Origin of the sequence: Streptomyces pristinaespiralis (assembly GCF_001278075.1) — a bacterium.
Lineage (GTDB): Bacteria > Actinomycetota > Actinomycetes > Streptomycetales > Streptomycetaceae > Streptomyces > Streptomyces pristinaespiralis.
The window spans coordinates 7,785,992-7,810,227 of the sequence record NZ_CP011340.1; the positions used below are offsets into that span (position 1 = coordinate 7,785,992).

Genomic DNA, 24,236 nt, shown 5'->3' on the forward strand with positions numbered 1-24,236 from the left:
AGGAGGCGTCCTGTCCTGTCCTGACAGCATGTGGACAGACCTCCTCGGGCGCGACTCCTGCCCGGCCCCGCGGAGAGACGCGGCCGCCGCGGCTTCCATCGCTCTGTGACTCACGTCACACCGAATTCCTGTCAGGAAACAGGACGCTGTCCCGCTCAACACACCGGGAGCAAGCGAACCGACAGGAGCCACACATGAAGCACCGCATCGTCGTCCTCGGCGCCGGATACGCCGGGGCATTCGCGGCCGGGAACCTGGCTCGCCGGCTGTCCCCGGCGGACACGGAGATCACCGTGGTCAACGCCGAGCCGGATTTCGTGCAGCGGCTGCGGCTGCACCAACTCGCGGCCGGCCAGGAGATCGAGGCCCCGAAGCTCGCCGACGTCTTCGCGGGCACGGCGATTCGGCTGCGCCTGGGCCGTGTCACCGACGTCGACCCCGAGCGCCGGGCCGTCGCCGTGGCCGACGCCGTCGGCGGCGGCGAGCTCGGCTACGACACGCTGCTCTACGCACTCGGCAGCCACGGCGCTGACCACGGCGTCCCCGGCATGCCCGAGCACGCCTTCGACGTCGCCGGCCGGCCCTCGGCGCTGCGGCTGCGCGAGCGGCTGGACAGCCTGGGAAGGCGGGGCGAAGGCGGGACCGTGCTGGTCGTGGGCGACGGGCTGACCGGCATCGAGACCGCCACCGAGATCGCCGAATCCCGGCCCGGCCTGTCGGTGACGCTCATCGCCCGCGGCGAGCTGGGCGCCCGGCTCTCCGCGGGAGCCCGCAGCCACCTGCGCCAGGCATGCGACCGGTTCGGCATCACCGTCCTGGAACACACGAGCGTCGAAGCCGTCGAAGCGTCGCGGGTGCTGTGCGCCGACGGCAGGGTCCTGGCGTCGGACGCGACCGTGTGGACGGCCGGGTTCGCGGTCGGCCCCATCGCCGCCGCCGGCGGGCTGGAGGTCACCGGGGACGGGCGGATCGTCGTCGATCGCACCATGCGGTCGGTCTCGCACCCGGACGTCTACGCCGTCGGCGACAGCGCCTACGCCATCGGCGACAACGGCCTGCCGCTGCCGATGTCCTGCGCTTCGGCCGGCGACACGGGCCGGCAGGCCACGGAGGCGATCGTGGGACGCCTGGCCGGCCGTGAGGTCGCGAACGTCAAGCTGAACTACGTGGCCAACCACATCAGCCTCGGGCGGCGGGACGGGATCCTGCAGATGGTCGACGACGCGGCCCAGGCGAAGCCCAAGTATGTGGGCGGCCGGAAGGCCGCGCGGATCAAGGCGGGCATCGTCAGCATCTCGCTCTGGGCCACCTCGCACCCGACCTTCTGCCTGCCGAGGCGCAAGCTCCGCCTGGCCGCCGCGGACGCGTCCCCCGCGAACCGCGTCGCCGCCTAGGGTGGTCCGTGTGGAGAACACCGCCAGTGACCGCTTCGACACCGGTCGGTTCGAGGCCGGCCGGAACCGGCTGGCCTCGCTGGCGTACCGGCTGCTGGGCTCCGCCGTCGATGCCGAGGACGCCGTGCAGGACGCGTTCCTGCACTGGCAGGCCGCTGACCGGCAGCGGATCCAGGTGCCGGAGGCGTGGCTGACCAAGGTCGTCACCAACCTGTGCCTCGACCGGCTCCGCTCGGCACAGGCCCGCCGCGAACGCACCGTCGGCGCCTGGCTGCCCGAACCGCTCCTCGACGGCGATCCGATGCTCGGCCCGGCCGACACGTTCGAGCAGCGCGAATCGGTCTCCCTGGCGATGCTGACGCTCATGGAGCGCCTGTCACCCCTGGAGCGGGCCGTCTACCTGCTGCGCGAAGCGTTCTCCCACAGCCACGCCGAGATCGCCGAGATCCTCGACATCACCGAGTCCGCGAGCCAGCAGCATCTCCACCGGGCCCGGCGCCGCGTCGCCGTCGCGCGCCGCGGCGGCGGCGAGGCCGACCCGGCGTCGGCCCGCAGGATCGTCGAGGAGTTCCTCGCCGCTGCCTCCTCGGGCCGGACCGAGCGGCTGGTGGCGCTGCTCACCGACGACGCGACCGCGATCTCCGACGGCGCAGGCCTGAGCAGGGCACTGCTGCGGTTCGACACCCCGCAGCGCATCGCCGCCGTCGCACGGGCCGGCTTCGCACCGTCACCGGCCAAACGGCGCTTCGCCGGCGGCACGCCCGCCATGCACTACGCGCTCGTCAACGGCGCCCCCGCCATCCTCGTCGTGGTCGGCGACCAGGTCGTCGGCGCCGTGACGTTCGACATCGCCGACGGCAGGATCGCGACCGTGCGCGGCATCGCCGCCCCCGCCCGCCTCGTCCGCCTCACCGAAGCGTGGCGGCAGCACGAACCGGACACGCCGCTCATCGCCCGGTGGTGACCCGCCGCCGACCGCGGCCGGGCCCGGTGCGCGCGCTGTGACTCCCGGGCCGACGGTGGCCGGTGAGGGGCGTCGGCCGGACCGGAAGGGTCGAGGTCCGGTCGGCCACCCGTCGCCGGCCGCCGTCGTGCGAATGCCGCGCGGCCACGACGAACCGGTCGGCGCATCGGTGAGTACGTGATCGTCCCGCTGCCCGGCGCCGTGGGCCACGGAAAGAGGTCCGCCTCCCGCCCCGGCGCGCGGATCCGCCGCCGGCGGCCCTGCCGGTCACCCGTCCGCGTTCGCCGGCCGCGGCTGCCTGTGCCTGGCGTAGTGGCGTGAGGCCTTCGCCCGGTTGCCGCAGCCGGCCATGGAACACCACCGGCGCTTGCCGTTCTTGGAGACGTCGTAGAAGTGCAGCACGCACTCGGGGTTGGCGCACTTGCGGATCCGGTCGGGGTGCTCGTCGAGGAGTCGCAGGTACGCCTCCGCCGCGCTCCAGGCCGCCAGCCAGGCGGGGGAGTCGGTCTCGACGACGGACAGGGGACCCGCCTCGCCCAGCCGGCGCCGGATCCGGCCGTGGCCGAGGATCTCGTTCAGTTCGTCGGCGGCCTGCTGCGGGTCGGCGCTCCCGTCCAGCAGCGCCACCACCGCGCGCCGGGTCGCCAGCAGGGCGTCGAGGCTCTCCCGGTCGGCCGGGACGCTGTCGGCGAAGCCGGCGGATCGCAGCCAGACGGCCAGGCCGTCCGGCCGCTCGAGCAGGTCGTGGCGGACCCCTTCGTCGATCCAGACGGTGTTGACGAGGTCGAGCGGCAGAGGCTCGCCGGTGAGGGGGCGTGGATCCGCGGTCCGTCCGCGACCGGGGTCAGTGCTCATGGGGGCTTCCCTTTCGTGTCGTCGGGTACATGCGATCACACCGCTGCGTCTCTAACCCCTGAATGACATTTCAACGGTTGACCCCGAGGTGCGTCAACCATTAACGTCCCTATCACCGGTTAGTCGGGACGTCGCCCGGCCGCCTACCCATGGAGACCCTCATGACGCAGTCCATCGCCGACCAGTCCCTGCGTACCCCGCGGACCCTGCAGACCGGCCACGTCGGTCTCAACGTCACCGACCTCGGGAAGTCGCTCCCCTTCTACCTCCGGGTCTTCGGCCTCGAGGTCATGGCGGAGGGTGACGAGGACGGCCGGCGCTGGGCCTTCCTCGCCCGCGACGGACGTCTCGTCCTGACTCTCTGGCAGCAGAGCGACGCCACCTTCTCCACCAGCTCCGCCGGCCTGCACCACCTTTCCTTCCAGGTCGACACGATGGAGGACGTCGAGGCCACCCGCGCCGTCCTGCTCGAACTCGGCGCCGACTTCGCCCACGACGGCGTCGTCGCCCACGGCGAGGGCGCCGGATCCGGCGGCATCTTCTTCGCCGACCCCGACGGCATCCGCCTCGAGATCTACGCCCCCACCGGCGCCGAAGACGCCCCTGCTCCCGCCGGATCCGCCCCCACCTGCGGCTTCTTCTAGAACACCGGGCGTGGGCCGCCGCGACCGCGGCCCACGCCCGCACCACTCCCGCCCGCCCACAACCGCAGAGGAAGGAGCCGGACATGGGCGTCTACCACCATGGAGAGCACGCCGTGCAGCAACGAGCCGGCCTGATCGACCGGGCCGGCTCCTTGGCAGCCGCCATCAGGAGCGAACTCCCCACAGTCGCGGTCGAGTTCCTGGCCCGGCAGCCCATGCTCGTCGTCGGAGCCGCCGACACCGGCGGCGCCGTCTGGGCATCGCTGCTCACCGGCGCCCCAGGATTCGTCACCGCCACCGGGCCGGCCGCCGTCACGATCGACGCCGTCCCGCCCGACGGCGACCCGCTCCGCGACGTACTCGCCCGGCCCGCCCACGTCGGGATGATCGCCATCGATCCGGCCGCCCGTCGCCGCATGAGGATGAACGGCAGGGCCCGCCCGGCCGACGGCGGCCTCCACGTCGACCTCGACCAGATCTTCTCCAACTGCCCCAAGTACATCCAGCAGCGCCGGCCCACCATCGAACCGGCCACGCCTGCCGCCGTGACCACCGCACCCTCGCACGGCACCGAGCTGACACCCGGTCAACTCGCCCTGGTCGAGGCGGCCGACACCTTCTTCATCGCCACCGCCGACGCGGCGGGCAACGCCGACGCCTCGCACCGGGGTGGCAGCCCCGGCTTTCTCCAGGCCCTCGGCCCGACCTGCCTGCGCTGGCCGGACTACGCCGGCAACGCCATGTTCGCCACCCTCGGCAACATCGAGGTCGACCCCCGTGCCGGACTGCTCCTGCCCGACTGGGACACGGGCACCGTCCTCCAGGTCACCGGTACCGCCGCCGTCGACTGGAACCCCGGCCGCGCCGCCGCCGTGCCCGGCGCCCAGCGCATCGTCGAGTTCACCGTCGACCGCGTCGTGCAGATCGACCGCGCCTCTCCGCTGCGCTGGACCGCGCCCGCGTACTCCCGCTTCAACCCGCCGCCACCCCGACCTCTTTGAGGGACGGATGGATGTTCCGATGCGGAACCGACACCGGCCGCCGGAGACCGACCTGGCCCTGCCCTGACCCCGGACGTTGTTGAATCCTTGTCAAGAAGTACCGGCACGAGCGTTGACGTGCATCTGACACTTGCCACACGATGGGCGCGCCCCCCTACTTACCGGTCGGTATGGCGTCGTCGACGTGGAGGTCCTCGTGTCCCGTGCCCTGCTACGAAGCCGCAAGTCGCTCGCCCTGGCGGTCGGAACGGCGCTGCTCGCACCACTCGCGCTCACCGCTCCGGCCGCCGCCGACGACCGGTTCACGGTCACGCCGCTGACGTTCACCGTCGAGGCAGGCGACAGGACATGCACGATCGACGCCGACCTCTACCGCCCCGCCGGCGTCGACGCCGGCCGGCCCGCCCCCGCCGTCCTCACCACCAACGGCTTCGGCGGCAGCAAGGCCGACGGCTCCACGGACGCCACCGCCGAGGCGTTCGCCGCCCGTGGCTATGTCGCGCTGGCCTACTCGGGCCTCGGATTCGGCCGGTCGGGCTGCCTCATCTCCCTCGACGACCCGCGGATCGACGGCCGTGCGGCGTCCCGGCTGATCGACTTCCTGGCCGGGACGCACGCCGCCGACGACGGCACCGTCGTCGACTACGTGACCAGGGACGGTGCCGACGACCCACGCGTCGGCATGCTCGGCGGCTCGTACGGCGGCGCAGTCCAGATGGCCACCGCAGCGGTGGACCAGCGGGTCGACGCGCTCGTGCCCCTGATCACATGGCACGACCTCAATCATTCGCTCGACCCGAACAACGCAGAGGCAACGACCGTCCCCGGAGCCTTCAAATGGCAGTGGACGAACGGCTTCTTCCTCATCGGGGAGGGCCAGCCGCTGATCAACCCCGGCCTCGACCCGTCACGCTTCGGTTCACCGACGTGCCTGCACTTCGTCGCCCGGGCCTGCGAGACGCAGCGCCTGCTGATCTCCGGACGGTACCCGGCCGACGGCGTCGAGGCGATGCAGCGCTTCGCGAGCAGCGTCTCACCCGTCTCGTACCTGCCCCAGGTCAAGGCGCCGACCCTGCTCGTCCAGGGGCAGGCCGACAGCCTGTTCACCCTCAACGAGGCGCAGGACACCTACGAGACGCTCAAGGCCCAGGGCACCCGGACCAAGATGATCTGGCAGTCCTGGGGACACAGCGGCGGCCTGACCGACCCGGCCGCCGGCGAGCTGAACCTCGGCGAGGGCAACCTCGAGACCTCCTACGTCGGCAGGCGCATCCTCGCCTGGTTCGACCGGTACCTCCACAAGAACACGAGCACGGACACCGGCCCCGACTTCGCCTACTACCGCGACTGGCAGGCCGGTTACGGCGAAGCGGACGCCGTCCCCTCCCCGTCCCGGCGGATGTACCTCTCCGGTGACGGAAAACTCGTCGACAACCGCGCCGAGGTCGCCCGCGGCAGCCGCACCTACGCCAACTGGCTCGTGCCGACGAGCCACTCCGAGTCGTCACTGTCCGGACTGCTCGGCATCCCCGATCCCGAGCCGTACGACACCCCGGGCACCTACCTGGGGTGGCGCAGCCGGCCGTTGACCGCGCCCCTCGACGTCGTCGGCGCCCCGAAGGCCCGGCTGAAGGTCGTCTCGCCCGGCACGGAACGAGTCCAGGACTCCGGCGACGCCGCCGACCGGCTGGTCCTCTTCGCCAAGGTGTACGACGTGGCGCCCGACGGCTCCAAGACCCTGGTGAACCGCCTGGTCGCACCGGTCCGGGTGCCGGACGTGACCGAGCCGTTCACGGTGGAGCTGCCGGGCATCGTGCACCGCTACGAGACCGGTCACCGGCTCGAGTTCGTGATCGCCGCGAGCGACACCGCGTACTACGGCAACCGGGGCGTCAAGCCGGTGACCGTCGTCAGCGCCCCGGACGACACCGGCGTCCTCGAACTCCCTCTGGTGCGCGGCTCCGGCTCCTGACCGGCGGTCGGGAGCCGAGAGCGGCTCGGCCCGGGCGGAGCAACTGCCGCGGCCGGCCGCGGGCGTCGATCCACCGCAAACGATCAGCTCCCGCGCCCGGCCGTTCAGCCGTTGCGGTCCAGCGAGCCCACCACCGTGGCGGGGTCGGTGATCTCGTAGAGGAGCCGGTCGCTGCCCGAACGGGTCAAGCGGATCGCCACCTCGGTGACGCAGGTGGAGTTCTTGGTGATCTCTTCCCGGACCCGGACGCCCTCCGGCGACTCCTCGGTGAGGATCCAGTGACCGCCGCAGCCGAGGGTCGGGTAGTCGACCGTCGCCACCCGCTCGCCGACCTTCCCACCGGTGTAGCTCACCTTCACGGTGTACTGCTGGGAACCGTCCTGCTGCAGCAGCCCGCTCCACCGTACCTCGTAGGCGAACGACTTCCCCGACGCCGACTTCGTGGGCGCCGGTGAACTGCCGTCGCCCGGGGGCGAGGACGCCGACCGGGCGGCCGAGGCGGTGGCCGTTGCGGGATCCGCCGCCCGGTCGTCGTCCCGCCCGTTGTCACCCGGCTTCACGAGCATCAAGGCGACGCCCAGCACCACGACCGCGCCGACGGTCAGAAGAACCGGTACGAGCGCGCGATTACGGCTGCCTCCGCCGTTCGGCGGCACGACGGTCTGCCTCGGGACCGGAGTCGGAACCTGAGCACGCAGCGGTAGCGGGGTCGGCATGGGTGGCAGGGGCGGCGTGGGCCGCCCCCGTGGCGGGCCGTACGCGGGAGCGTGCACCGTCGGCATGGCGTGCACGCCAGGCGGAGTGCCGACCTGCGTCCGCGGCGGGCTCTGCGGGTCGCCGAGATCGAGCAGGCGGGCGCTCCGGCGCCCGATCTCCGCCGTCAGAGCCGGTGGGAGCCACGCGCTCTGCGGCTCACCGGCCGTCGCCGCGGCCGCCACCTCGGCGATCTCACGCAACGGGGGACGCTGCCCGGGGTCCTTCGCCATACAGCGCCGCACGAGACCCGCCAGCGTGTCCGGCAGTCCCGCCAGGTCCGGATCGTCCTCCATGACGCGCATCATCAGCGCGTAACTGCCGCTGTCGGAGTCGCCGAACGGATGGCGGCCCGTGGCGGCGAACGCGAGCACCGTACCGAGGCTGAAGACATCGCTGACCGCGGTGACATGCCGTCCCCTGACCTGCTCCGGTGACATGTAGCCCGGCGAGCCGATCACCGCTCCGGTCCGGGTGGCGACACTGGCGTCGGCCGCCCGTGCCACACCGAAGTCGATCACCCGGGGCCCGTCGAGGGTGAGCATCACGTTCGACGGCTTGAGATCGCGGTGCACCAGCCCGCTGCCGTGGATGTTCTGCAGCGCCCCGACCAGCCCGGCGGCCAGCGACCACACCGACTCCTCCGGCAGCCGCCCGCCGTGGCCCGTCACCGCCTCGTGCAGGGTGAGCCCGGGAACGTAGCCCGTGGCGAGCCAGGGAGTGGAGGACTCCGTGTCGAAGTCGAGGACGGGAGCCGTCCACGCGCCGTCGACCCGCTGCGCCGACCGCACCTCGGCACGGAACCGCCGCCGGAACTCCTGATCGTGGGCCAGCTGCGCATGAACCACCTTGACCGCGGCCATCCGCCCGTGGGCCCCGCGCCCCAGATACACCAGCCCCATGCCGCCCGCGCCGAGCCGGCCGAGCAGCACGTAGCTTCCGATCCGGGACGGATCCTCGGCCCTGAGTGGCTCCACGCTGATCCGCCCCCGAAACGATCGACCGATGGTTACCCACATTCTGGACCGTTGACCGCCCCCGTGGAACCGACTCGGCCGTGTCCGTGATCGCCGGGCGGCAGGCATGCCGGCCCTCCGGCGGGGCAACCGCTGGGGGAGGTGAACCGGCCCCGGAACACCCGACCCGACGGGGCCCTGCCATGTCTTCCGGACTGATCATGATCGTCCGTCGGCTGCGGCGGCACGGGATCGTGCGGCGCCGTCGCCCCGACCCGCCGTCCCGGATCGGCAGGGGACCGCACGGCGTCTCCACGGCGGCCGTCGTCCGCCACCTCGTCGACGTCCTGCGCGCCCGGGCGGGCTCCCGCCGGCGCTGATCCGCCGAGCGCCCGCACGACGGTGAGGGGCCGCCCCGGCGCCATTCCGCCGGAGAGATCCCGACGGTACTTTCTGTGCATCCGGCATCGGTGCCGGGCCGGACCGACGGGGGCGGGGGGCTGTGATCCGCCCCCATGGGAGAGGTGCACATGCGGGTGCTCGTGGCGACACTCGTGGCCATCGTCGGCGTCGGACTCGCGGCCAACGGCCTCGTGTTCGTGCTGATGGGACTTCTGGAACAGCGCAGCGACGGCGACATGTACGAGGTCGCGTTCCAGCACGTCGGGGACGAATGCAGGGGCGGACACGAGCTGCATCTCGACATCGAGAACGGCGCACCCCTGGACTGCGTGCCCAGCTACGTCATGGGCGGATCCCCGAGGGTCGAACTGCCGGGCTTCACCGGCGCGCAGAACGACGAGGTCGCCGCGCTGGGCGAACAGCTCGGCAGCGGGGGACTGACGGACGCCGAGCAGCACCGGATCCAGGACCGGGTGGACGAACTCGCCGCCACCGTCCCGGCCGGCGACCGGCCACGCCCCGACTCGGCCACCGTGTGGCCCGCGGAGGCGGGCGTGTGGGGTGCTCGCCGGGCCTGGGTCGGGGGAGGAATGGTCGCGGTCGGGGTCGTGGGCACGGTCGCTGTCATGCGGATGGCGGCGCGCTGAACCGAGCGTGAGCGCGACGCCCCCGGCCGGCCGAGTGTCAGTTCTCGCTGACCGCTGTCCTGGAACGAGGAGGCACCGCGTACCAGCCCGGCCTCACCTCGATGAGCAGATCGTCGAGGCCGCCGATCGCCGCCGAGAGCTGTTCAGGCGGAGGGGCAGCCGGCGGTGACAGGCTCTGCCCGTGACGACGAAGCCGCCAGAGGTCGAACACCTCTGCGCCGTCGACGAAGTCCACGTCGACTTCCACCCCGTCCGAGCCGGTCAGCCGACAGCCCGCGCCGTGAACCGAGTACGCGTAGCCGCCCGCGCGGCCCTCGCGGCCGATCTGCCCCGAACGCGCGAGCGTGAGCATGTCCGCCATACGCTCCACTTGAGGCAGGGCCTCCCGCAGCTCCGCGCTCGCCGTCTCGAGAGCGCTGAGGAAACCGAGCACCAGGGCTCGTGGAGGCGGTGGTTGCCGCGCTGTCACCGGAGCGTCTCGATCCCTCGGCGCATGGCCACCCGTGGCCACCGGTCCAGGCCGTGTTCCGCCTCCCGTTCGCGGATTGCCCGGAGCTTCGGGCCGAGCGTGTCGTCGGCCATGGCCCGGAAGCCGCACCGCGTGTAGTACGGCGCGTTCCACGGGACGTCCGTGAAGGTGGTCAGGGTCAGAGCGGGGATGCCCTCGTCCGCCGCCCGGGCCGCGAGGTGGTCCAGGAGGGAGCGTCCGACTCCTCGGCGTGAGATGTCGGGGTGCACCGACACCTGCTCGACGTGGAGGTTGCCGTCGACGTGGTCGGCGATGAGGTAGGCGACCGGCACGTCGTCCCTGCCGACCGCCACCCATGCCCTCCCGGCGTGCTGGTAGCGCGCCAGCTCCGGGACGGGCAGGGGCGGGTCGTCGGCGATCTCGGGCATGCCGATGTCGCGGAAGCACCGGCCCGCGGCTCGCTCGATGTCCTGGAGGACGGACAGGTCTCCGGTGCGGACTGCTCGGATGCGCATGGCCCCATTGTTCCCGCGGACCTGCCGCGGCTCTTGACCATGTGCGCGCCGTCGGCCGCCGTGGCGGGGACAGGCCGGGCCGGTCGTCCCCGCCACGGCGGCCGTCCCGTCAGCGGGCGGAGGCGATCGCCGCCAATCGCACCGGCCCGCGGAGCTCGACATGCAGGTCGTGGATGCCGGCGAGCCGGATGCCCGCGCGCAGGGTGACGTACTCGTGGACGCCTCCCGTCGCGGTGACGTCGACGGTGGCCGCCGCCGTGCCGTCCGGTGTCCTCAGGGTGAGCGTGCCGGGTCCGGTCGCCGCGACGTCGAGCGAGACGGACGTGGCGCCGTCGCCGAAGTCGCAGTGTCGGTAGACCAGTTCGCCTTCCTCGGCGGCAGCCGCCGTCACGGCGTCCCCCGAGATCCTGGTGCGGTCCACGATCTCGGTGCCGCGCTGCTCGTCGTAGTCGGCCGCGTCGAGCGGCTTCTCCAGCATCGCCCGCGGAGCGGGGGCCTCGCCGTCGATGTCGAGGGCCGCCCTCTGCCGGATGTCGGTGCTGGAGGCGCCCGCCAGGACCTCGTACCGGCCCGGGCCGACCGTCCAGCGCCCGTGGGCGACGTCCCAGTGGCCCAGGTCGGCGACGGGGAACGAGAAGTCGAGTCGCCGGCCTTCGCCCGGAGCGAGCCGGACCCTGCGGTGCGCGGCGAGCTGTCGTGAGGGCAGCGGCACGATCGGGTCCAGGGCTCGGGTGTAGAGCTGCACGACCTCGTCGGCGGCGAGCGCACCGGTGTTGGTGACGGTGAGCGCGACGGTGATGTGTTCGCCGTCGTGGCCGGCGGTGAGCCCGTCGTAGGCGAAGGTCGTGTAGGACAGGCCGTGGCCGAACGGGTAGAGCGGCGTGCCCTCGAAGTAGAGGTACGTCTGGCGGCTGCCGATGATGTCGTAGTCGAACAGGCCGGGCAGATCGGCGTCGGCCGCGTACCAGGTCTGCGGCAGCCGGCCGGCCGGGGAGACGTCTCCCGCGAGGACGCGCGCCAGTGCGGTGCCCGCGGCCTGGCCGCCGTGCGCGGTCCACAGCAGGGCGGGCAGCTCGGCCTGCGCGTCGGCGACGGCGTACGGGTACGAGGAGACGAGGGCCAGCGCCGTACGGGGGTTCGCCGCACGGGCGGAGCGCCACAGCCGCGTCTGGTGCTCGGGGAGCGCGAGGGTCGCCCGGTCCTCGGTCTCGCGCCCGTTGATGTGCGGATCGTTGCCGGCGACGACGATGACGACGTCGGCGGCCGCGGCGGCCGCGGCCACCGCGTCCTCGCCGCGTTCGGTGACGACGACTTCGAAAAGATCACCGTCGTCGGCAACCTTCAGGCCGTCGGCGGCGACAGAGACGTACCGGCCCGTTCCCACATGCGCAAGGAGGTGGCCCTCGCCGTGCTCCTCCAGCCGGAAGGTCTCCTGGACGACCCAGCCGCCGGGCTGGTCGGCGGAAGCGCGCACATAACCGTCGTCCGCGACGGACAGGTGGTTCCCGTCGGGGGCGCGCAGGGTGAACAGGCCCTCGCCCCAGTCGGCCATGGCGAGTTCGGTCGGCTCGTCGCCGCAGGTCAGCGGCGGCAGGTCGGTGCGGCCGGCGAGCAGCGCCGGGTCCAGCGCGCCGTCGGCGCCCCGTACTCCGGCGGTCGCGGGGGACTCGGGCACACGCACCCAGCCGCTCGCGGTCCGCAGCCGTACCGAGTCGACGCCTTCGGCGAAGGACACGTCGCCGGCGCCGAACCGTGTGCGCAGCCCGTCCAGCGGGGTGGTGCGCCGGATCAGCGTGCCGCTGTACCAGTCGAGTTTGCACTCGTCGGCGAGGAGTCCGACCACCGCGACGCGCGTGCCTTCGGCCAGCGGCAGCAGTCCGTCGTTCTTGAGCAGGACGACGGCCTGTTCGGCGGCCTCCTGGGCGAGGGCACGGTGCTCGGGGGTGTCGAAGGTCTTCACGTCGGCGTACGGGTCGAGGAGGGGGTCGAACTCGCCCAGCGTGAAACGCATGGTGAGGAGTCGGCGTACCGCGTCGTCGATGTCCTCCTGGCCGATGAGTCCCTGCTCGAGGGCGCCGCGGATCCGCCCGGTGATGACGGAGGAGTCCTGGCCGTGGTCGGTGAAGCTGTCGACGCCGGCGCGCAGGGCCGCGGCCGTCGCCTCTTCGTGCGTGTCGTAGTAGTGCTCGGAGTCGACGAGGTTGGACGGCGCGCCGGCGTCGGAACACACCACGAGCGACCGGTCCGTCCAGCCGCGCAACTGCTCGCGCAGCAGGGGGGAGAGGTGGTTGGGGCGCCCGTTGACGAGGTTGTAGGACGGCATCACTCCGGCGACGGCGCCCGCCCGTACGGCCGCGCGGAAGGCGAGCAGGTCGTACTCGTGCAGCACCCGCGGCCGGACCGAGGAGGAACAGGTGTCGCGGTCGGTCTCGTTGTTGTGCGCCAGCCAGTGCTTGAGCACCGGCGCCGTGCGCCAGTGGACGGGGTGGTCGCCGCGCAGTCCGCGGGTGTAGGCGACGGCGACGGCGGAGGTCAGCCGGGGGTCCTCGGAGTAGCCCTCCTCGTTGCGGCCCCACAGGGGGTGGCGCAGCAGATTCACCGTGGGTGCCCACACGTTGAGGCCGACGCGGGGGTCGTTCGCCCGCATCGCGCGGGTCTCGGCCCCGACGGCCTCGCCGATCCGGCGTACGAGGTCCTCGTTCCAGGTGGCGCCCATGCCCACGGCCTGCGGGAAGACGGTGGCGGGGCCCATCCAGGCCACGCCGTGCAGTGCCTCCTGGCCGGTGCGGAAGGCCCCGACGCCCAGACGTTCGACGGCCGGCGCGAACTGGTGGAGCATCGCGATCCGTTCGTCGGCGGTGAGCCGTGCGAGCAGGTCGTCGACGCGTTCACCGAGGGGCAGCCTGGGGTCGCGGAAGGGCGGTCGGGTCTCGGTCACGTGGGTCCCCTCGAGGGCGGTGGTTCCGGTTTGCTCGGTACCTTCTTCGAAGCGCTTCGATGCTGGGCTGCCGCCCTCGGTGTGTCAAGACTCCGCGTCCGTACAGGCCTTTCATGCGGCCCGGATGCAGGCCGGTACCGCACGCCGCAAAGTGCTGCGGTGAATTTCGCTTCGACTCTTGAACGGTCCGGCATCCTCACTTAACCTCGCTGCAACATCGAAGCGCTTCGACACAGCGTCGCAGGAACTCGCGCTCCGACAGCGTCCCGCTTCAGCTCAGCCACATACGCCGACACACATGCGCGAAGCCGATCCATGCCCGCCGGCTGCCCGCGTGAGGAAAGGGTTGACGCCATGCCCAACGCCCAGGCTCCCAGCCGGAGATCGTTCCTCGCCTCGACGGCGGTCGCCGCGGTCGCCGTCGCCGGCGGCGTACCGCTGCTCGGCGCGTGCAGCGGCTCCTCCGGCGGCGACCGCACCGAGGGTGCCACCACCGGCAAGAAGCTCCAGGACATCCTGCCGACCTTCGTGGGCTCCGACGTCGTGCAGCCCGACGTGCCGAGCAAGAACGGTTCCGCGCTGGGCTTCACCACCGCGTTGCCGGCCTCCCGACTCGCCGTCTCGGTCCCGAAGAAGCTCGGCAAGGGCAGCACCGTCACGGTCATGGCTCCGCTGTGGGGCACGCCGCCCAAGTCCGGCAACCCGTACTGGACCGCGATGGACGAAGCCATCGGCGTCAAGGTGAACTGGCAGAACCAGGACGGCAACACCTACGGACAGAAGCTCGGCGCCGTCCTCGCCTCCAGCTCCGTACCGGACGCCGTCGTCGTCCCCGCCTGGGAGCTCGGCGGCAAGATACCGAGCGCCATCAACAACAAGTTCGCCGACCTCGGCCCCTACCTCTCGGGCGACAAGGTGAAGGAGTACCCGAACCTGGCGGCGATCCCCACCGGCGCCTGGCAGCGGGCGGTCTTCGGCGGCAAGCTGCGCGGTCTGCCCATGCCGGCCAGCGACATCCCCAACATCGCGCCGTACTACCGGGTCGACCTCTTCAAGGAGAAGGGCTACGAGGCGCCCACCACCACGCAGGAGTTCTTCGACCTCGCCAAGGAGGTCACCTCGGCCAGGAACAAGGTCTGGGGCTGCGGCGACATGACCTGGGCCGCGTACAAGTTCTTCGGCGTGCTCGACGAGAAGCCCACCTGCTGGAAACTCGTCGGCGACAAGCTGGTCCACCGCATCGAGACCGACGAATATCTCGAAGCCCTCGAATGGTCCCGCTCGCTGTACTCGGCCGGTCTCGTCCACCCCGACGCCAAGGCGGAGACGGGCGACATCGGCAACCTCTTCGCGGCCGGCAAGGTGTGGATGTACAACGCGGACATCTCCGACTGGTACGGCAAGACCGTGGTCCAGCGCGGCGACAACCCGGACTTCTCCATGGCCGCCATGGACTACTTCCACCACGACGGCGGCAAGCCCCGCCTCTACGCCGGCTCGCCGTCCAACATCTGGGCGTTCATCAACAAGAACGCCGACGAGGCGACCGTCCGCGACATCCTCGCGATCGCCAACTTCACCGCCGCCCCCTACGGCACCAAGGAGCAGCGTCTGAAGGCCTACGGGGTCGAGGGCATCCACCACACCGTCAAGGGCGACGAGATCACCAAGACGGAGACCGGGAACAACCAGGTCTTCGCCACCTACGAATACATCGCGAGCCCCCAGCAGTTCTTCGCCTACCCCAACCACCCGGACGTCGCCGAGGGCATGGTCGGCTGGCAGCAGCGCATGGGCGCCTTCCTCACCAAGCCCCTCTTCTACGGGATGCAGGTCCAGGAGCCGAACCGCTGGGCCGAGCTGAGCAGCCAGTTCGAGGACCTCGAGAAGGACATCGTGCGCGGCCGCAAGAAGGTCGCGGACATGCAGCAGGCCGTCTCCGACTGGCGTTCACGCGGCGGCGACCAGCTGCGCGACTGGTACCGCAAGCTGCTCGACGAGTCCGGCGGCCAGGCGTCCTGAGCGGCCGTCCGGCGGACGGGGAGCGAGGAGAAGAGAACGTGTCGCAGAGCAAGGTGGCGGGCCCCGCCCGTACCACCGACGACCGCACGGAAGCACCGTCGGGGGACGACGGGCAGGCGCCGGCAGGACCGCCGGAGGCGGGGCCGCCCGGCCGCACCGGCACCGGCGGCGGGATCACCTGGCGGATCCGGCTGCGGCGCGACCGCGCACTGATCCTGATGACACTGCCGGCCGTCCTGCTGGTACTGGTCTTCAACTACATACCGCTGCTCGGCAATGTCGTCGCCTTCCAGGACTACGACCCCTATGTCGGCGACAACGCCTGGCAGGCCATGGCCCGCAGCCCCTGGGTGGGGGTGGAACACAGCGCGCGGATGGTGGACGACCGGCTGTTCTGGCAGGCGCTGGGGAACACCCTGGCGATCTTCCTGGTGCAGCTCACCCTGTTCTTCCCCGTACCGATCCTGCTGGCGCTGCTCATCAACAGCTTCGTCAGGCCACGGGTGCGTGCCGTCGCCCAGGCGATCCTGTACCTGCCGCACTTCTTCTCCTGGGTCCTGGTCGTCACCGTCTTCCAGCAGATGTTCGGCGGTGCCGGCATGCTCGCGCAGACCCTGCGCGAACACGGCCACGAGGGCATCGACCTCATGACGAACCCGGGGCTGTTCAAGTTCCTCGTCACGTTCGAGATGGTGTGGAAGGACGCCGGCTGGGGTGTCATCGTCTTCCTCGCCGCGCTGTCGGCCGTCAGCCCCGACCTGTACGAGGCCGCCGCGATGGACGGCGCCACACGATGGCGGCGCATGTGGCACGTGACCCTGCCCGCGCTGCGCCCGGTGGTGGCCCTGCTGCTCGTCCTCCAGGTCGGCAACGCCCTGACCGTGGGCTTCGAGCAGATCCTCCTCCAGCGCACCGCAGTCGGCCCCACCGCGGCGGAGGTCCTCGACACCTACGTCTGGAACGTCGGCATCCAGTTCGGTGACTTCAGCTACGCGGCCGCCGTCGGGATCGTCAAGGGAATCTTCGGCCTCTGCCTGGTGCTGGCGGCCAACAAGGTCGCTCACATGATGGGCGAACAGGGGGTGTACAAGCGATGAGCCACGTTCTGGGCGTCAAACGGCGTGAGGGGACCCGCGGCCGGCTGCGGCCGGTCTGGGAGGAGGAGCCGCGCCCCGCGGGGCTCGCCGCGAAGGGCCTGGTCCTCGCACTGGCCTGCGCCGGCGTCCTCTTCCCGTTGTGGATCGTCGTCGTGACCAGCGTGTCGTCGGTGAAGACCATCACGGAGGCGGGCGGCCTGGTCGTCGTGCCCCGCGGCATCACCTTCGTCGCCTACCAGGAGCTGCTCGGCGGAGGCCAGGTCACCAGGGCCGCGGTGGTGAGCCTCGGTGTCACGCTCGTCGGCACTCTCTTCAGCATGACGGTGTCGGTCCTGTGCGCCTACGGGCTCTCCCGCAGCGGCTCCGTGCTGCACCGGCCGCTGCTGATGATCCTGCTCGCCACGATGTTCTTCGGCGCGGGCCTCATTCCCACGTATCTGCTGGTGCAGGGGCTCGGACTGACCGACACCTACCTGTCGCTGATCCTCCCCAGCGCCGTGAACGTCTTCAACATCCTCGTCCTGCGCTCCTTCTTCATGAGCGTGGCGCCCGAACTCATCGACAGCGCGCGGATCGACGGTGCCGGCGACGTCCGGATCCTGTGGCAGATCGTCATGCCGCTGTCCCGCGCCGTGCTGGCCGTCATCTCCCTTTTCTACGCGGTCGGTTACTGGAGTGCCTGGTTCAACGCCTCGATCTACCTGAGCGACCAGGACATGATGCCGCTCCAGAACGTGATGATGCAGCTGGTCCTCAAGCAGGAACGGCCGACGGGACTCGCGCAGGCCATCAACACCGGCCATCTCTCGCCCCTGTCCATCCAGATGGCGGTCATGGTGCTCGCCCTGCTGCCGGTCGCCGTGCTGTCGCCGTTCGTCCAGCGGCACTTCAAGAAGGGCATGCTCACCGGCGCGGTCAAGGGCTGACCCCGGTATCCGCCCACCGACGTGCGGCCGACGCGGGGGCGTGCGCCCTCCCCGCGGCACGCCCCCGAGCCGCCGCCGTGTCCGGCCGTACCTGACCACGGCCGGACACGGCGGCCCCCAACCCCCCGCTCGCCCTCACGGATCGAGGTACCAGCCATGTCCCTGCCATCGAGCCACCCCGGCAGGCGCACCGTCCTCACCGCCGGCGCCGCAGCCGGCCTCACCGCCGTGCCCCTCCTGAACGGCGTGGCCACGGCCGCCGAGCGCACCACCGTCACGGCGCCCGACCTCGCCCCCGCAGCGCAGGCGACCCAGGCGCACCGCTGGCGCAACGTCGTCATCGGCGGCACCGGCTTCGTCACGGGTGTCCTGTTCCACCCCCGCGTCAAGGGCCTCGCCTACGCCCGCACCGACATCGGCGGCGCCTACCGCTGGGACGCCCGCAAGCGGTCCTGGACGCCGCTCAACGACGGCCTCGGCTGGGACGACCACAACCTCCTCGGCGTCGAGGCGATCGCCGTCGACCCGCACCACCCCGACCGGCTCTACCTCGCCGTCGGCACCTACACCCAGAGCTGGGCAGGCAACGGCGCCGTGCTGCGCTCCGACGACCGGGGAGCCACCTGGTCGCGTACCGACCTGCCGGTCAAGCTCGGCGCCAACGAGGACGGCCGCGGCGCCGGCGAGCGACTGATCGTCGACCCGCGGGACAGCGACACGCTGTGGCTCGGCAGCCGCCACGACGGGCTGTGGCGCTCCAGCGACCGCGGCGCGACCTGGGCACGGGCCGACTTCCCCGCCGAGCCCTCACCGACCGGGCAGGGCATCACGTTCCTCGTCGCCGGCGGGCGGACGCTGTACGCCTCCTGGGCCGACGGCGGTCCGACGCTGCGCCGTACCCGCGACGGTGTCGACTGGGAGGACGTCCCCGGTCTGCCGGACGGGCCGGCGGCCCGCGTGCCGATCCGCGCCGCGTACGACGAGGCGGGCCACGCGCTCTACGTCACCTTCGCGGACGCGCCCGGCCCCAACGGCCAGAGCGACGGCGGCGTGCACCGGCTCGACACGGCCACCGGCGCCTGGACCGACGTCACCCCCGTCCGCCCCGGCGGGACCGCCGACGACGGCTCGCGCGACACCTTCGCCTACGGCGGTGTGGCCGTCGACGCCCGCCGTCCGGGCACCGTGGTGGTGACGACCAACAACCGCTGGGCACAGGTCGACACCGTCTTCCGGTCCACCGACGGCGGACGCAGCTGGACCTCCCTGAAGGAGACCGCCGTCCTGGACGTCTCCGAGACGCCGTACCTCCGCTGGGGCGAGCAGCGGCCCAAGTTCGGCTGGTGGATCCAGGCGGTCGCCGTCGACCCCTTCGACTCGCGGCACATCGTCTACGGCACCGGAGCCACGCTCTACGGGACACGGGACCTCGTCCACTGGGCTCCGGAGATCCGGGGGCTGGAGGAGAGCTCCGTACGGCAGCTGATCTCCCCGCCCGCCGGCCGGGCCCGGCTGATCAGCGGCCTCGCCGACATCGGCGTCATGTACCACGGCTCCCTGACCGCCTCGCCCTCCCGGGGCATGGCGGACAACCCGGTCTTCGGCACCGCCACGGGCCTCGCCGCGGCCGCCGGCAAGCCCTCGTACGTCGTGCGGACCGGGTGGGCCTCCGGCGGCAACGGCGCGTACTCCCGGGACGGCGGCAGGACCTGGCGGCCGTTCGGGAGCCAGCCCGAGATCGCGGCCACCGCCCCCGGGCCGATAGCGGTGAGCGCCGACGGCCGGGTCCTGCTGTGGTCCTTCGTCCACTGGGACGGCTCCACCCACGCGACACACCGTTCCACCGACAACGGGGACACCTGGACGCAGGTACCGACGTTCCCCAAGGGGGCCGCCCCGGTCGCCGACCCGGTCGACGCCGGCCGCTTCTACGCCTACGACACCGTCTCCGGCACGGTGTACCGCTCGGTCGACGGCGGGCTCACGGTCACCGCCGGCGCGGGCCAACTGGCCGCCGGTGACAGCCAGTTCCGCATCGCCGCCGCGCCCGGCCGCCCTGGCGACCTGTGGCTCTCGGCCAAATGGAACGGGCTTTTCCGCTCCACCGACGGCGGCCTGACCTTCACCAAGGTCACCAGCTGCTGGGCCTCCTACAGCCTCGGCTTCGGCAAGGCCGCCGACGGCGCCGCCTACCCGGCGGTCTTCCAGGTCGGCTCGACCGAACAGATCACCGCCGTGTACCGGTCCGACGACGAGGGAGCCTCCTGGACGCGGATCAACGACGACGCCCACCAGTGGGGGTGGATCGGGGAAACCATCACCGGCGATCCGCGCCTCCACGGCCGCGTCTACCTGGGCACCAACGGCCGCGGCATCCAGTACGCCGATCCCGTCTGACGCCCCTCCCACCGGCCCTTCGTGACGAAGCGAGTTCCCCCATGCCCTCCCTGTACGACGCCACCGGCCGCCGTGTGCTCTTCGGCGGCGACTACAACCCCGAGCAGTGGCCGGAAGAGACCTGGCTCGAGGACGTACGGCTGATGAAGCAGGCGGGGGTCAACTCCGTCACCCTCGGGGTGTTCTCCTGGGCGAAGCTCGAACCCCGCCCAGGAGCTCGTGAGTTCGACTGGCTCGACCGGCTGACGGACCTGATGCACGGCAACGGCATCGGGATCGTCCTCGCCACGCCGACCGCCTCGCCGCCGCCGTGGATGGGCCAACGCCATCCGGAGACACTGCCGCGCGGCGAGGACGGGTCGGTGATCTGGTACGGATCCCGCCAGCACTTCTGCCCGAGCTCCCCGGTCTACCGCGAGTACGCGGCGGCGATCACCGAGGACCTCGCCGCACGCTACGGCGGCCACCCCGCGCTGCGGATGTGGCACATCAACAACGAGTACTGCACGTTCTGCTACTGCGACGGCACCGCCCGCCACTTCCGCCGCTGGCTGAGAGAGAGGTACAAGACCCTCGACGCGCTCAACGAGGCCTGGGGAACCGCCTTCTGGAGCCAGGGCTACGACGACTGGGACGAGATCATCCCGCCCCGCAGGGCCCAGTACCTGCGCAACCCGGCCTGCACGCTGGACTTCCGGCGGTTCACCTCCGACGCCCTCCTCGAGTGCTACGTCGCCGAGCGGGACATCGTCGCGGCGCACACCCCGCAACTGCCGGTGACGACCAACTTCATGCCCTTCTGGACCGGCCAGGACGCCTGGCGGTGGGCCGAGGAGGAGGACGTCGTCTCCGTCGACGTCTACCCGGACCCGCGCGATCCGCTCGGCGGGCAGTACGGGGCGATGATCCAGGACATGACCCGCTCGCAGGCGCGCGGTCCGTGGATGCTGATGGAACAGGCGGCGGGACCGGTGAACTTCCGGGGCGTCAACCACCCCAAGCCCCGTGGCCTGAACCGCCTCTGGTCGCTCCAGGCGGTGGCACGCGGCGCGGACGCCGTCTGCTACTTCCAGTGGCGGCAGTCCCGGCAAGGCTCCGAGAAGTTCCACTCCGCGATGGTCACCCACGCCGGTGAACAGGGCCGCACGTACCAGGAGATCAAGCGGATCGGCGCGGACCTCGCCGGGATCGGCGAGCAGGTGGCGGGCGCCGGCGTGCCCGCCGACGTGGTGATCCTGCACGACTGGAACTCCTGGTGGGCGGGCGGCCAGGAGGGCCGGCTGTCCACCGGACTCGACTACCCGACCGTCGTCCGGGCCTGGCACCGTGCCCTGTGGGACGCGGGCCTCACCACCGACTTCGCCCACCCCGAGCACGACCTGAGCGCCTACCGCCTCGTCGTCGTCCCCCACCTGTACCTGCTCACCGACGCCGCCGTCGACAACCTCGTCGGCCACGTCCGCGGGGGCGGCACTCTCGTGTCCGGCTTCCTCACCGGCACCGCCGACGGCGACGACCGCATCCGGCCCGGCGGCATGGACGAACGGCTGAGGGACCTCTTCGGCATCGCGACCGTGCACGAATGGTGGCCGCTCGAGCCCGGAGAGACGGTGCCCTGCGAGAACGTGGCCGGAGACGGGACCGGCGCGTTCCACGGCACCGTGTGGTCGGAGGAACTGGAGGTCTCCACCGCCGAGACGGTCGGCGTCTACAACGGCGGTGAACTCACCGGCCTGCCCGCCGTCCTGCGCCGGGGCAGCGCCTGGTACGTCTCGACGCTCCCCGACCCCACGACGCTGCGCGACCTGCTCGCACGGGCCGCCGACGACGCCGGGGTCCGGCCCGTGCTGCCGGACCGGCCGGCGGGACTGGAGGCCGTACGCAGGGGAGACCTGCTCTTCCTGCTCAACCACGCCCCCGGACCCGTCACCGTCACCGTGCCGGGACACCACCGGGACCTGCTCACCGGCGACACGGCCTGTGGCCCGCTGCGACTCGACCGCCACGGCGTGGCCGTACTGAAGGCGTCACAGCCGTGAGGCACGGGACCTGGGAACCGCGCCCCGCCGCGCGATGGGAGGACGCCTTCCTCAGCGGCAACGGCCGGCACGGCGCCATGGTGTACGGCGACGCCGGGCACGAGCGGGTCGTCGTCAACCACCACACCCTGGTGTGCCCCAACGGCAGTGAGACGGTGCCTCCTCCGGAGCTCGCCGCCGGGCTGCGGGACCTCCAGGACGCCCTGCTCGCCGGTGACACGACGGCGGCCGAACGCTTCGGGGCCGGACACCCGCACCTGTGGGTGCAGCCGTACCACCCCGCCTTCCAGGTCCGCGTCCGCCGGACCCCGGCGGTCGCGGCCGGATCCGGAACCTACCGCAGGGAGGTGGACTTCACATCCGGCGTCGTGAGCGCCGAACGCGGCACCTGGCGCAGCGAGGTGTTCGTCTCCCGCGCCGACGACGTGATCGTCCACCGGACGCGGACACAACCGGGCGGCCTGAGCGCGGACATCACCCTCGACGAGCAACTCCCCGGCCTCCCCGGCGGACTCCGGTTCACCCGCACCGCCGCCCCGGAGCACGACGGACCCGGCACCGCCCTGCTGCGCCTGCGCACCGACTACCCGAACGGGCGGACCGCCTTCACCGGGACCACCCTGGTCACCGTCACCGGCGGGAGCACGACACGGACCCGGCACGGCCTGCGGGTGACCGACGCCTCCTCGGTGCTGCTGCTGACCCGGGTGGAGCGGCACCCGGCGGACCAGGATCCCGCGGCCGCCCAGGCGGCGGCCCTCCAGGCACTCGTGGCCCCGGCCACCGGGCACACCGACGAGGCGTACACACGGCTCCTCGGCCGGCACCTGCCGCTGCACCGCGACGCCTACGAGCGGGCCGGGCTCACTCTGGACGCCGACCCGTCGGAGCGGGAGCTGCCCGGCAGCGAACTGCTCCGCCGGCCCGCCGGCCCCGCCCTGCTGGAACGGCTCTTCGCGGCGGGCCGCTACCACCTGCTGTCGTCCAGCGGCATGCTGCCGCCCCGCCTGGTCGGCCTGTGGACCGGAGACTGGAACACCGCCTGGTCCGGCGCCTTCACCACGAACGCCAACCTCAACCTGCAGATCGCCTCCGCCGCCGTCGCCGCGCTCCCCGAAGTCTCCGCCGCCCACGCCGAACTGGTGCACGGTCAGTTCGGCGACTGGCGCGACAACGCCCGGGCCCTCTTCGGCGCGCGCGGCGTCGTCGCGCCCTCCCACACCGACGGGGAATCCGGCCACACCCGGCACTTCGAACGCGCCTACCCGCTCCACCTCTGGACCGCCGGCGCCGACTGGCTGCTGCTGCCTCTCCTCGACGAGGCCCTGACCGGCGGGGACCCGGACCCCCGGCTGGCCCCAGCGCTCGCCGAGGTCGCCATGTTCTACGAGGACTTCCTCGTTCCCGCAGGACCCGACGGGCGGGTCACCGTCGTGCCCTCGTACTCGCCGGAGAACCGGCCCGCCAACGCGAGCTGGGGCACCGTCGACGCGACCATGGACATCGCCGCCGCCCGGCACGCCCTCACCACGGCGGCCGCCCACAACCCCGGCCATCCACGCGCCCCGCACTGGCGGGACCTGGCCGGCCGCCTGACCGACTACCACGTCAACGACCAGGGCGCGCTGGCCGAATGGGCCCGGCCCGGCCTGGAGGACAACTACGACCACCGGCACATCAGCCACCTCTACCCGGTGTGGCCGCTCGACGAGATCAACCCCTACGACACACCTGACCTCGCGGCAGCCGCCCACCGCGCGCTGGAACTGCGCGGAGCCGAGAACGACTCGGCACACGGCCATCTGCACACCGCGCTCGTCGCCGCCCGCCTCCGCGACGGAGAAAGGGCAGGCCGGGCCCTCGACCAGGTGCTGGGCGGCGACTTCTTCCACGACTCGCTGATGAGCGCGCACTACCCCGGCCGCGACGTCTACAACGCGGACGCCGCGCACGCCCTGCCCGCCGCATTGATCGAATGCCTGGTCCAGTCGACCCCGAGCCGGCTCGTCCTGCTCCCCGCGCCGCTGCCCGGCTGCCCGGCCGGCACCCTGCGAGGCGTGCGCACCCGCTTCGGCGCCCGGCTCGACCTGAGCTGGCGCGACGGGTCCGTCACCGCCGTGCTGCGGTCAGCGGCCGACCGGACCGTCGAAGTGGTCGCCGGCACGGACCGCTTCCCCATGACTCTCGTCGCCGACGAGCAGCACGTCCTCACCTTTCCCAGGAGGACGTGATCCCCCCACCCATG

18 protein-coding genes are annotated in these 24,236 nt (G+C 72.0%); 13 read left to right on the forward strand and 5 right to left on the reverse strand.

The genetic code is table 11. The annotated features are described in order from the left end of the window. The first annotated feature begins 194 nt into the window (after positions 1-194). Positions 195-1,394 carry an NAD(P)/FAD-dependent oxidoreductase gene (locus SPRI_RS33420; RefSeq protein ID WP_005321015.1) on the forward strand — a complete coding sequence of 400 codons (1,200 nt, stop codon included), beginning with the start codon at positions 195-197 and terminating at the stop codon, positions 1,392-1,394. A gap of 10 nt (positions 1,395-1,404) precedes the next feature. After that, positions 1,405-2,358, forward strand: coding sequence for a sigma-70 family RNA polymerase sigma factor (locus tag SPRI_RS33425; protein ID WP_182327560.1), 954 nt, complete (start codon positions 1,405-1,407; stop codon positions 2,356-2,358). A 267-nt stretch (positions 2,359-2,625) separates the two neighbouring features. Here SPRI_RS33425 and SPRI_RS33430 read toward each other — a convergent pair whose 3' ends face one another. Next, positions 2,626-3,213, reverse strand: coding sequence for a CGNR zinc finger domain-containing protein (locus SPRI_RS33430; protein ID WP_053557623.1), 588 nt, complete (start codon positions 3,211-3,213; stop codon positions 2,626-2,628). A gap of 161 nt (positions 3,214-3,374) precedes the next feature. On the opposite strand from SPRI_RS33430, the gene SPRI_RS33435 reads away from it, so the two are divergent. The 3 genes from SPRI_RS33435 (at position 3,375) to SPRI_RS33445 (ending at position 6,830) form a co-directional block, all read left to right on the forward strand. Next, complete coding sequence (locus SPRI_RS33435; protein WP_005321018.1) at positions 3,375-3,857, forward strand: VOC family protein; 483 nt, start codon at positions 3,375-3,377, stop codon at positions 3,855-3,857. Between the two features lie 83 nt (positions 3,858-3,940). After that, entirely contained in the window at positions 3,941-4,858 is a 918-nt protein-coding gene (locus SPRI_RS33440; protein WP_005321019.1) for a pyridoxamine 5'-phosphate oxidase family protein, read from the forward strand. A 184-nt stretch (positions 4,859-5,042) separates the two neighbouring features. Further along, the gene (locus tag SPRI_RS33445; protein WP_037775449.1) at positions 5,043-6,830 is read left to right on the forward strand and encodes an alpha/beta fold hydrolase; all 1,788 of its coding nucleotides are present in this window, start codon (positions 5,043-5,045) and stop codon (positions 6,828-6,830) included. 104 nt (positions 6,831-6,934) lie between these two features. Here the strand turns inward: SPRI_RS33445 and SPRI_RS33450 are convergent, their stop codons facing one another. Beyond that, the gene (locus tag SPRI_RS33450) at positions 6,935-8,560 is read right to left on the reverse strand and encodes a serine/threonine-protein kinase (RefSeq protein WP_050791625.1); all 1,626 of its coding nucleotides are present in this window, start codon (positions 8,558-8,560) and stop codon (positions 6,935-6,937) included. Between the two features lie 182 nt (positions 8,561-8,742). On the opposite strand from SPRI_RS33450, the gene SPRI_RS38620 reads away from it, so the two are divergent. Together SPRI_RS38620 and SPRI_RS33455 are read left to right on the forward strand one after the other, a co-directional pair. Continuing rightward, the gene (locus tag SPRI_RS38620; protein ID WP_158685220.1) at positions 8,743-8,919 is read left to right on the forward strand and encodes a hypothetical protein; all 177 of its coding nucleotides are present in this window, start codon (positions 8,743-8,745) and stop codon (positions 8,917-8,919) included. Positions 8,920-9,054: 135 nt separating this feature from the next. After that, entirely contained in the window at positions 9,055-9,588 is a 534-nt protein-coding gene (locus SPRI_RS33455) for a hypothetical protein (protein ID WP_005321023.1), read from the forward strand. Between the two features lie 37 nt (positions 9,589-9,625). Here SPRI_RS33455 and SPRI_RS33460 read toward each other — a convergent pair whose 3' ends face one another. The 3 genes from SPRI_RS33460 to SPRI_RS33470 form a co-directional block, all read right to left on the reverse strand. Continuing rightward, positions 9,626-10,021, reverse strand: a complete 396-nt coding sequence (locus SPRI_RS33460) for a DUF6896 domain-containing protein (protein ID WP_005321024.1) — start codon at positions 10,019-10,021, stop codon at positions 9,626-9,628. Positions 10,022-10,053: 32 nt separating this feature from the next. Beyond that, positions 10,054-10,572 carry a GNAT family N-acetyltransferase gene (locus tag SPRI_RS33465; RefSeq protein WP_037775450.1) on the reverse strand — a complete coding sequence of 173 codons (519 nt, stop codon included), beginning with the start codon at positions 10,570-10,572 and terminating at the stop codon, positions 10,054-10,056. 109 nt (positions 10,573-10,681) lie between these two features. Further along, positions 10,682-13,510 (reverse strand): glycoside hydrolase family 3 C-terminal domain-containing protein, encoded by a 2,829-nt coding sequence (locus SPRI_RS33470; RefSeq protein ID WP_005321026.1) that lies wholly within the window; start codon positions 13,508-13,510, stop codon positions 10,682-10,684. Between the two features lie 354 nt (positions 13,511-13,864). Here SPRI_RS33470 and SPRI_RS33475 point away from each other — a divergent pair, with 354 nt between their 5' ends. From SPRI_RS33475 to SPRI_RS33500, 6 genes are all read left to right on the forward strand, one after another. Continuing rightward, positions 13,865-15,532: an extracellular solute-binding protein gene (locus SPRI_RS33475; RefSeq protein WP_005321028.1), complete on the forward strand. Its 1,668-nt coding sequence runs from the start codon at positions 13,865-13,867 to the stop codon at positions 15,530-15,532. A 38-nt stretch (positions 15,533-15,570) separates the two neighbouring features. Beyond that, a complete protein-coding gene (locus tag SPRI_RS33480; RefSeq protein WP_053557624.1) occupies positions 15,571-16,629 on the forward strand; it encodes an ABC transporter permease in 1,059 nt (352 codons plus the stop codon). Continuing rightward, entirely contained in the window at positions 16,626-17,555 is a 930-nt protein-coding gene (locus SPRI_RS33485) for a carbohydrate ABC transporter permease (RefSeq protein ID WP_005321031.1), read from the forward strand. Before SPRI_RS33480 ends, SPRI_RS33485 begins: the two co-directional genes overlap by 4 nt. A 156-nt stretch (positions 17,556-17,711) precedes the next feature. Further along, positions 17,712-19,952 carry a sialidase family protein gene (locus SPRI_RS33490; RefSeq protein WP_182327558.1) on the forward strand — a complete coding sequence of 747 codons (2,241 nt, stop codon included), beginning with the start codon at positions 17,712-17,714 and terminating at the stop codon, positions 19,950-19,952. A gap of 41 nt (positions 19,953-19,993) precedes the next feature. Continuing rightward, complete coding sequence (locus SPRI_RS33495; protein ID WP_053557625.1) at positions 19,994-21,991, forward strand: beta-galactosidase; 1,998 nt, start codon at positions 19,994-19,996, stop codon at positions 21,989-21,991. Beyond that, a complete protein-coding gene (locus SPRI_RS33500; protein ID WP_005321034.1) occupies positions 21,988-24,222 on the forward strand; it encodes a glycosyl hydrolase family 95 catalytic domain-containing protein in 2,235 nt (744 codons plus the stop codon). The genes SPRI_RS33495 and SPRI_RS33500 overlap by 4 nt, the downstream gene beginning before the upstream one ends. Positions 24,223-24,236 lie beyond the last annotated feature (14 nt).

Excerpts from the sequence above, each read along its gene's own strand:
- SPRI_RS33420 (WP_005321015.1), top strand. The coding sequence starts at position 195 with ATGAAGCACCGCATCGTCGTCCTCGGCGCCGGATACGCCGGGGCATTC.
- SPRI_RS33430 (WP_053557623.1), bottom strand. The coding sequence starts at position 3,213 with ATGAGCACTGACCCCGGTCGCGGACGGACCGCGGATCCACGCCCCCTC.
- SPRI_RS33435 (WP_005321018.1), top strand. The coding sequence starts at position 3,375 with ATGACGCAGTCCATCGCCGACCAGTCCCTGCGTACCCCGCGGACCCTG.
- SPRI_RS33440 (WP_005321019.1), top strand. The coding sequence starts at position 3,941 with ATGGGCGTCTACCACCATGGAGAGCACGCCGTGCAGCAACGAGCCGGC.
- SPRI_RS38620 (WP_158685220.1), top strand. The coding sequence starts at position 8,743 with ATGTCTTCCGGACTGATCATGATCGTCCGTCGGCTGCGGCGGCACGGG.
- SPRI_RS33455 (WP_005321023.1), top strand. The coding sequence starts at position 9,055 with ATGGGAGAGGTGCACATGCGGGTGCTCGTGGCGACACTCGTGGCCATC.
- SPRI_RS33465 (WP_037775450.1), bottom strand. The coding sequence starts at position 10,572 with ATGCGCATCCGAGCAGTCCGCACCGGAGACCTGTCCGTCCTCCAGGAC.
- SPRI_RS33475 (WP_005321028.1), top strand. The coding sequence starts at position 13,865 with ATGCCCAACGCCCAGGCTCCCAGCCGGAGATCGTTCCTCGCCTCGACG.
- SPRI_RS33485 (WP_005321031.1), top strand. The coding sequence starts at position 16,626 with ATGAGCCACGTTCTGGGCGTCAAACGGCGTGAGGGGACCCGCGGCCGG.
- SPRI_RS33490 (WP_182327558.1), top strand. The coding sequence starts at position 17,712 with ATGTCCCTGCCATCGAGCCACCCCGGCAGGCGCACCGTCCTCACCGCC.
- SPRI_RS33495 (WP_053557625.1), top strand. The coding sequence starts at position 19,994 with ATGCCCTCCCTGTACGACGCCACCGGCCGCCGTGTGCTCTTCGGCGGC.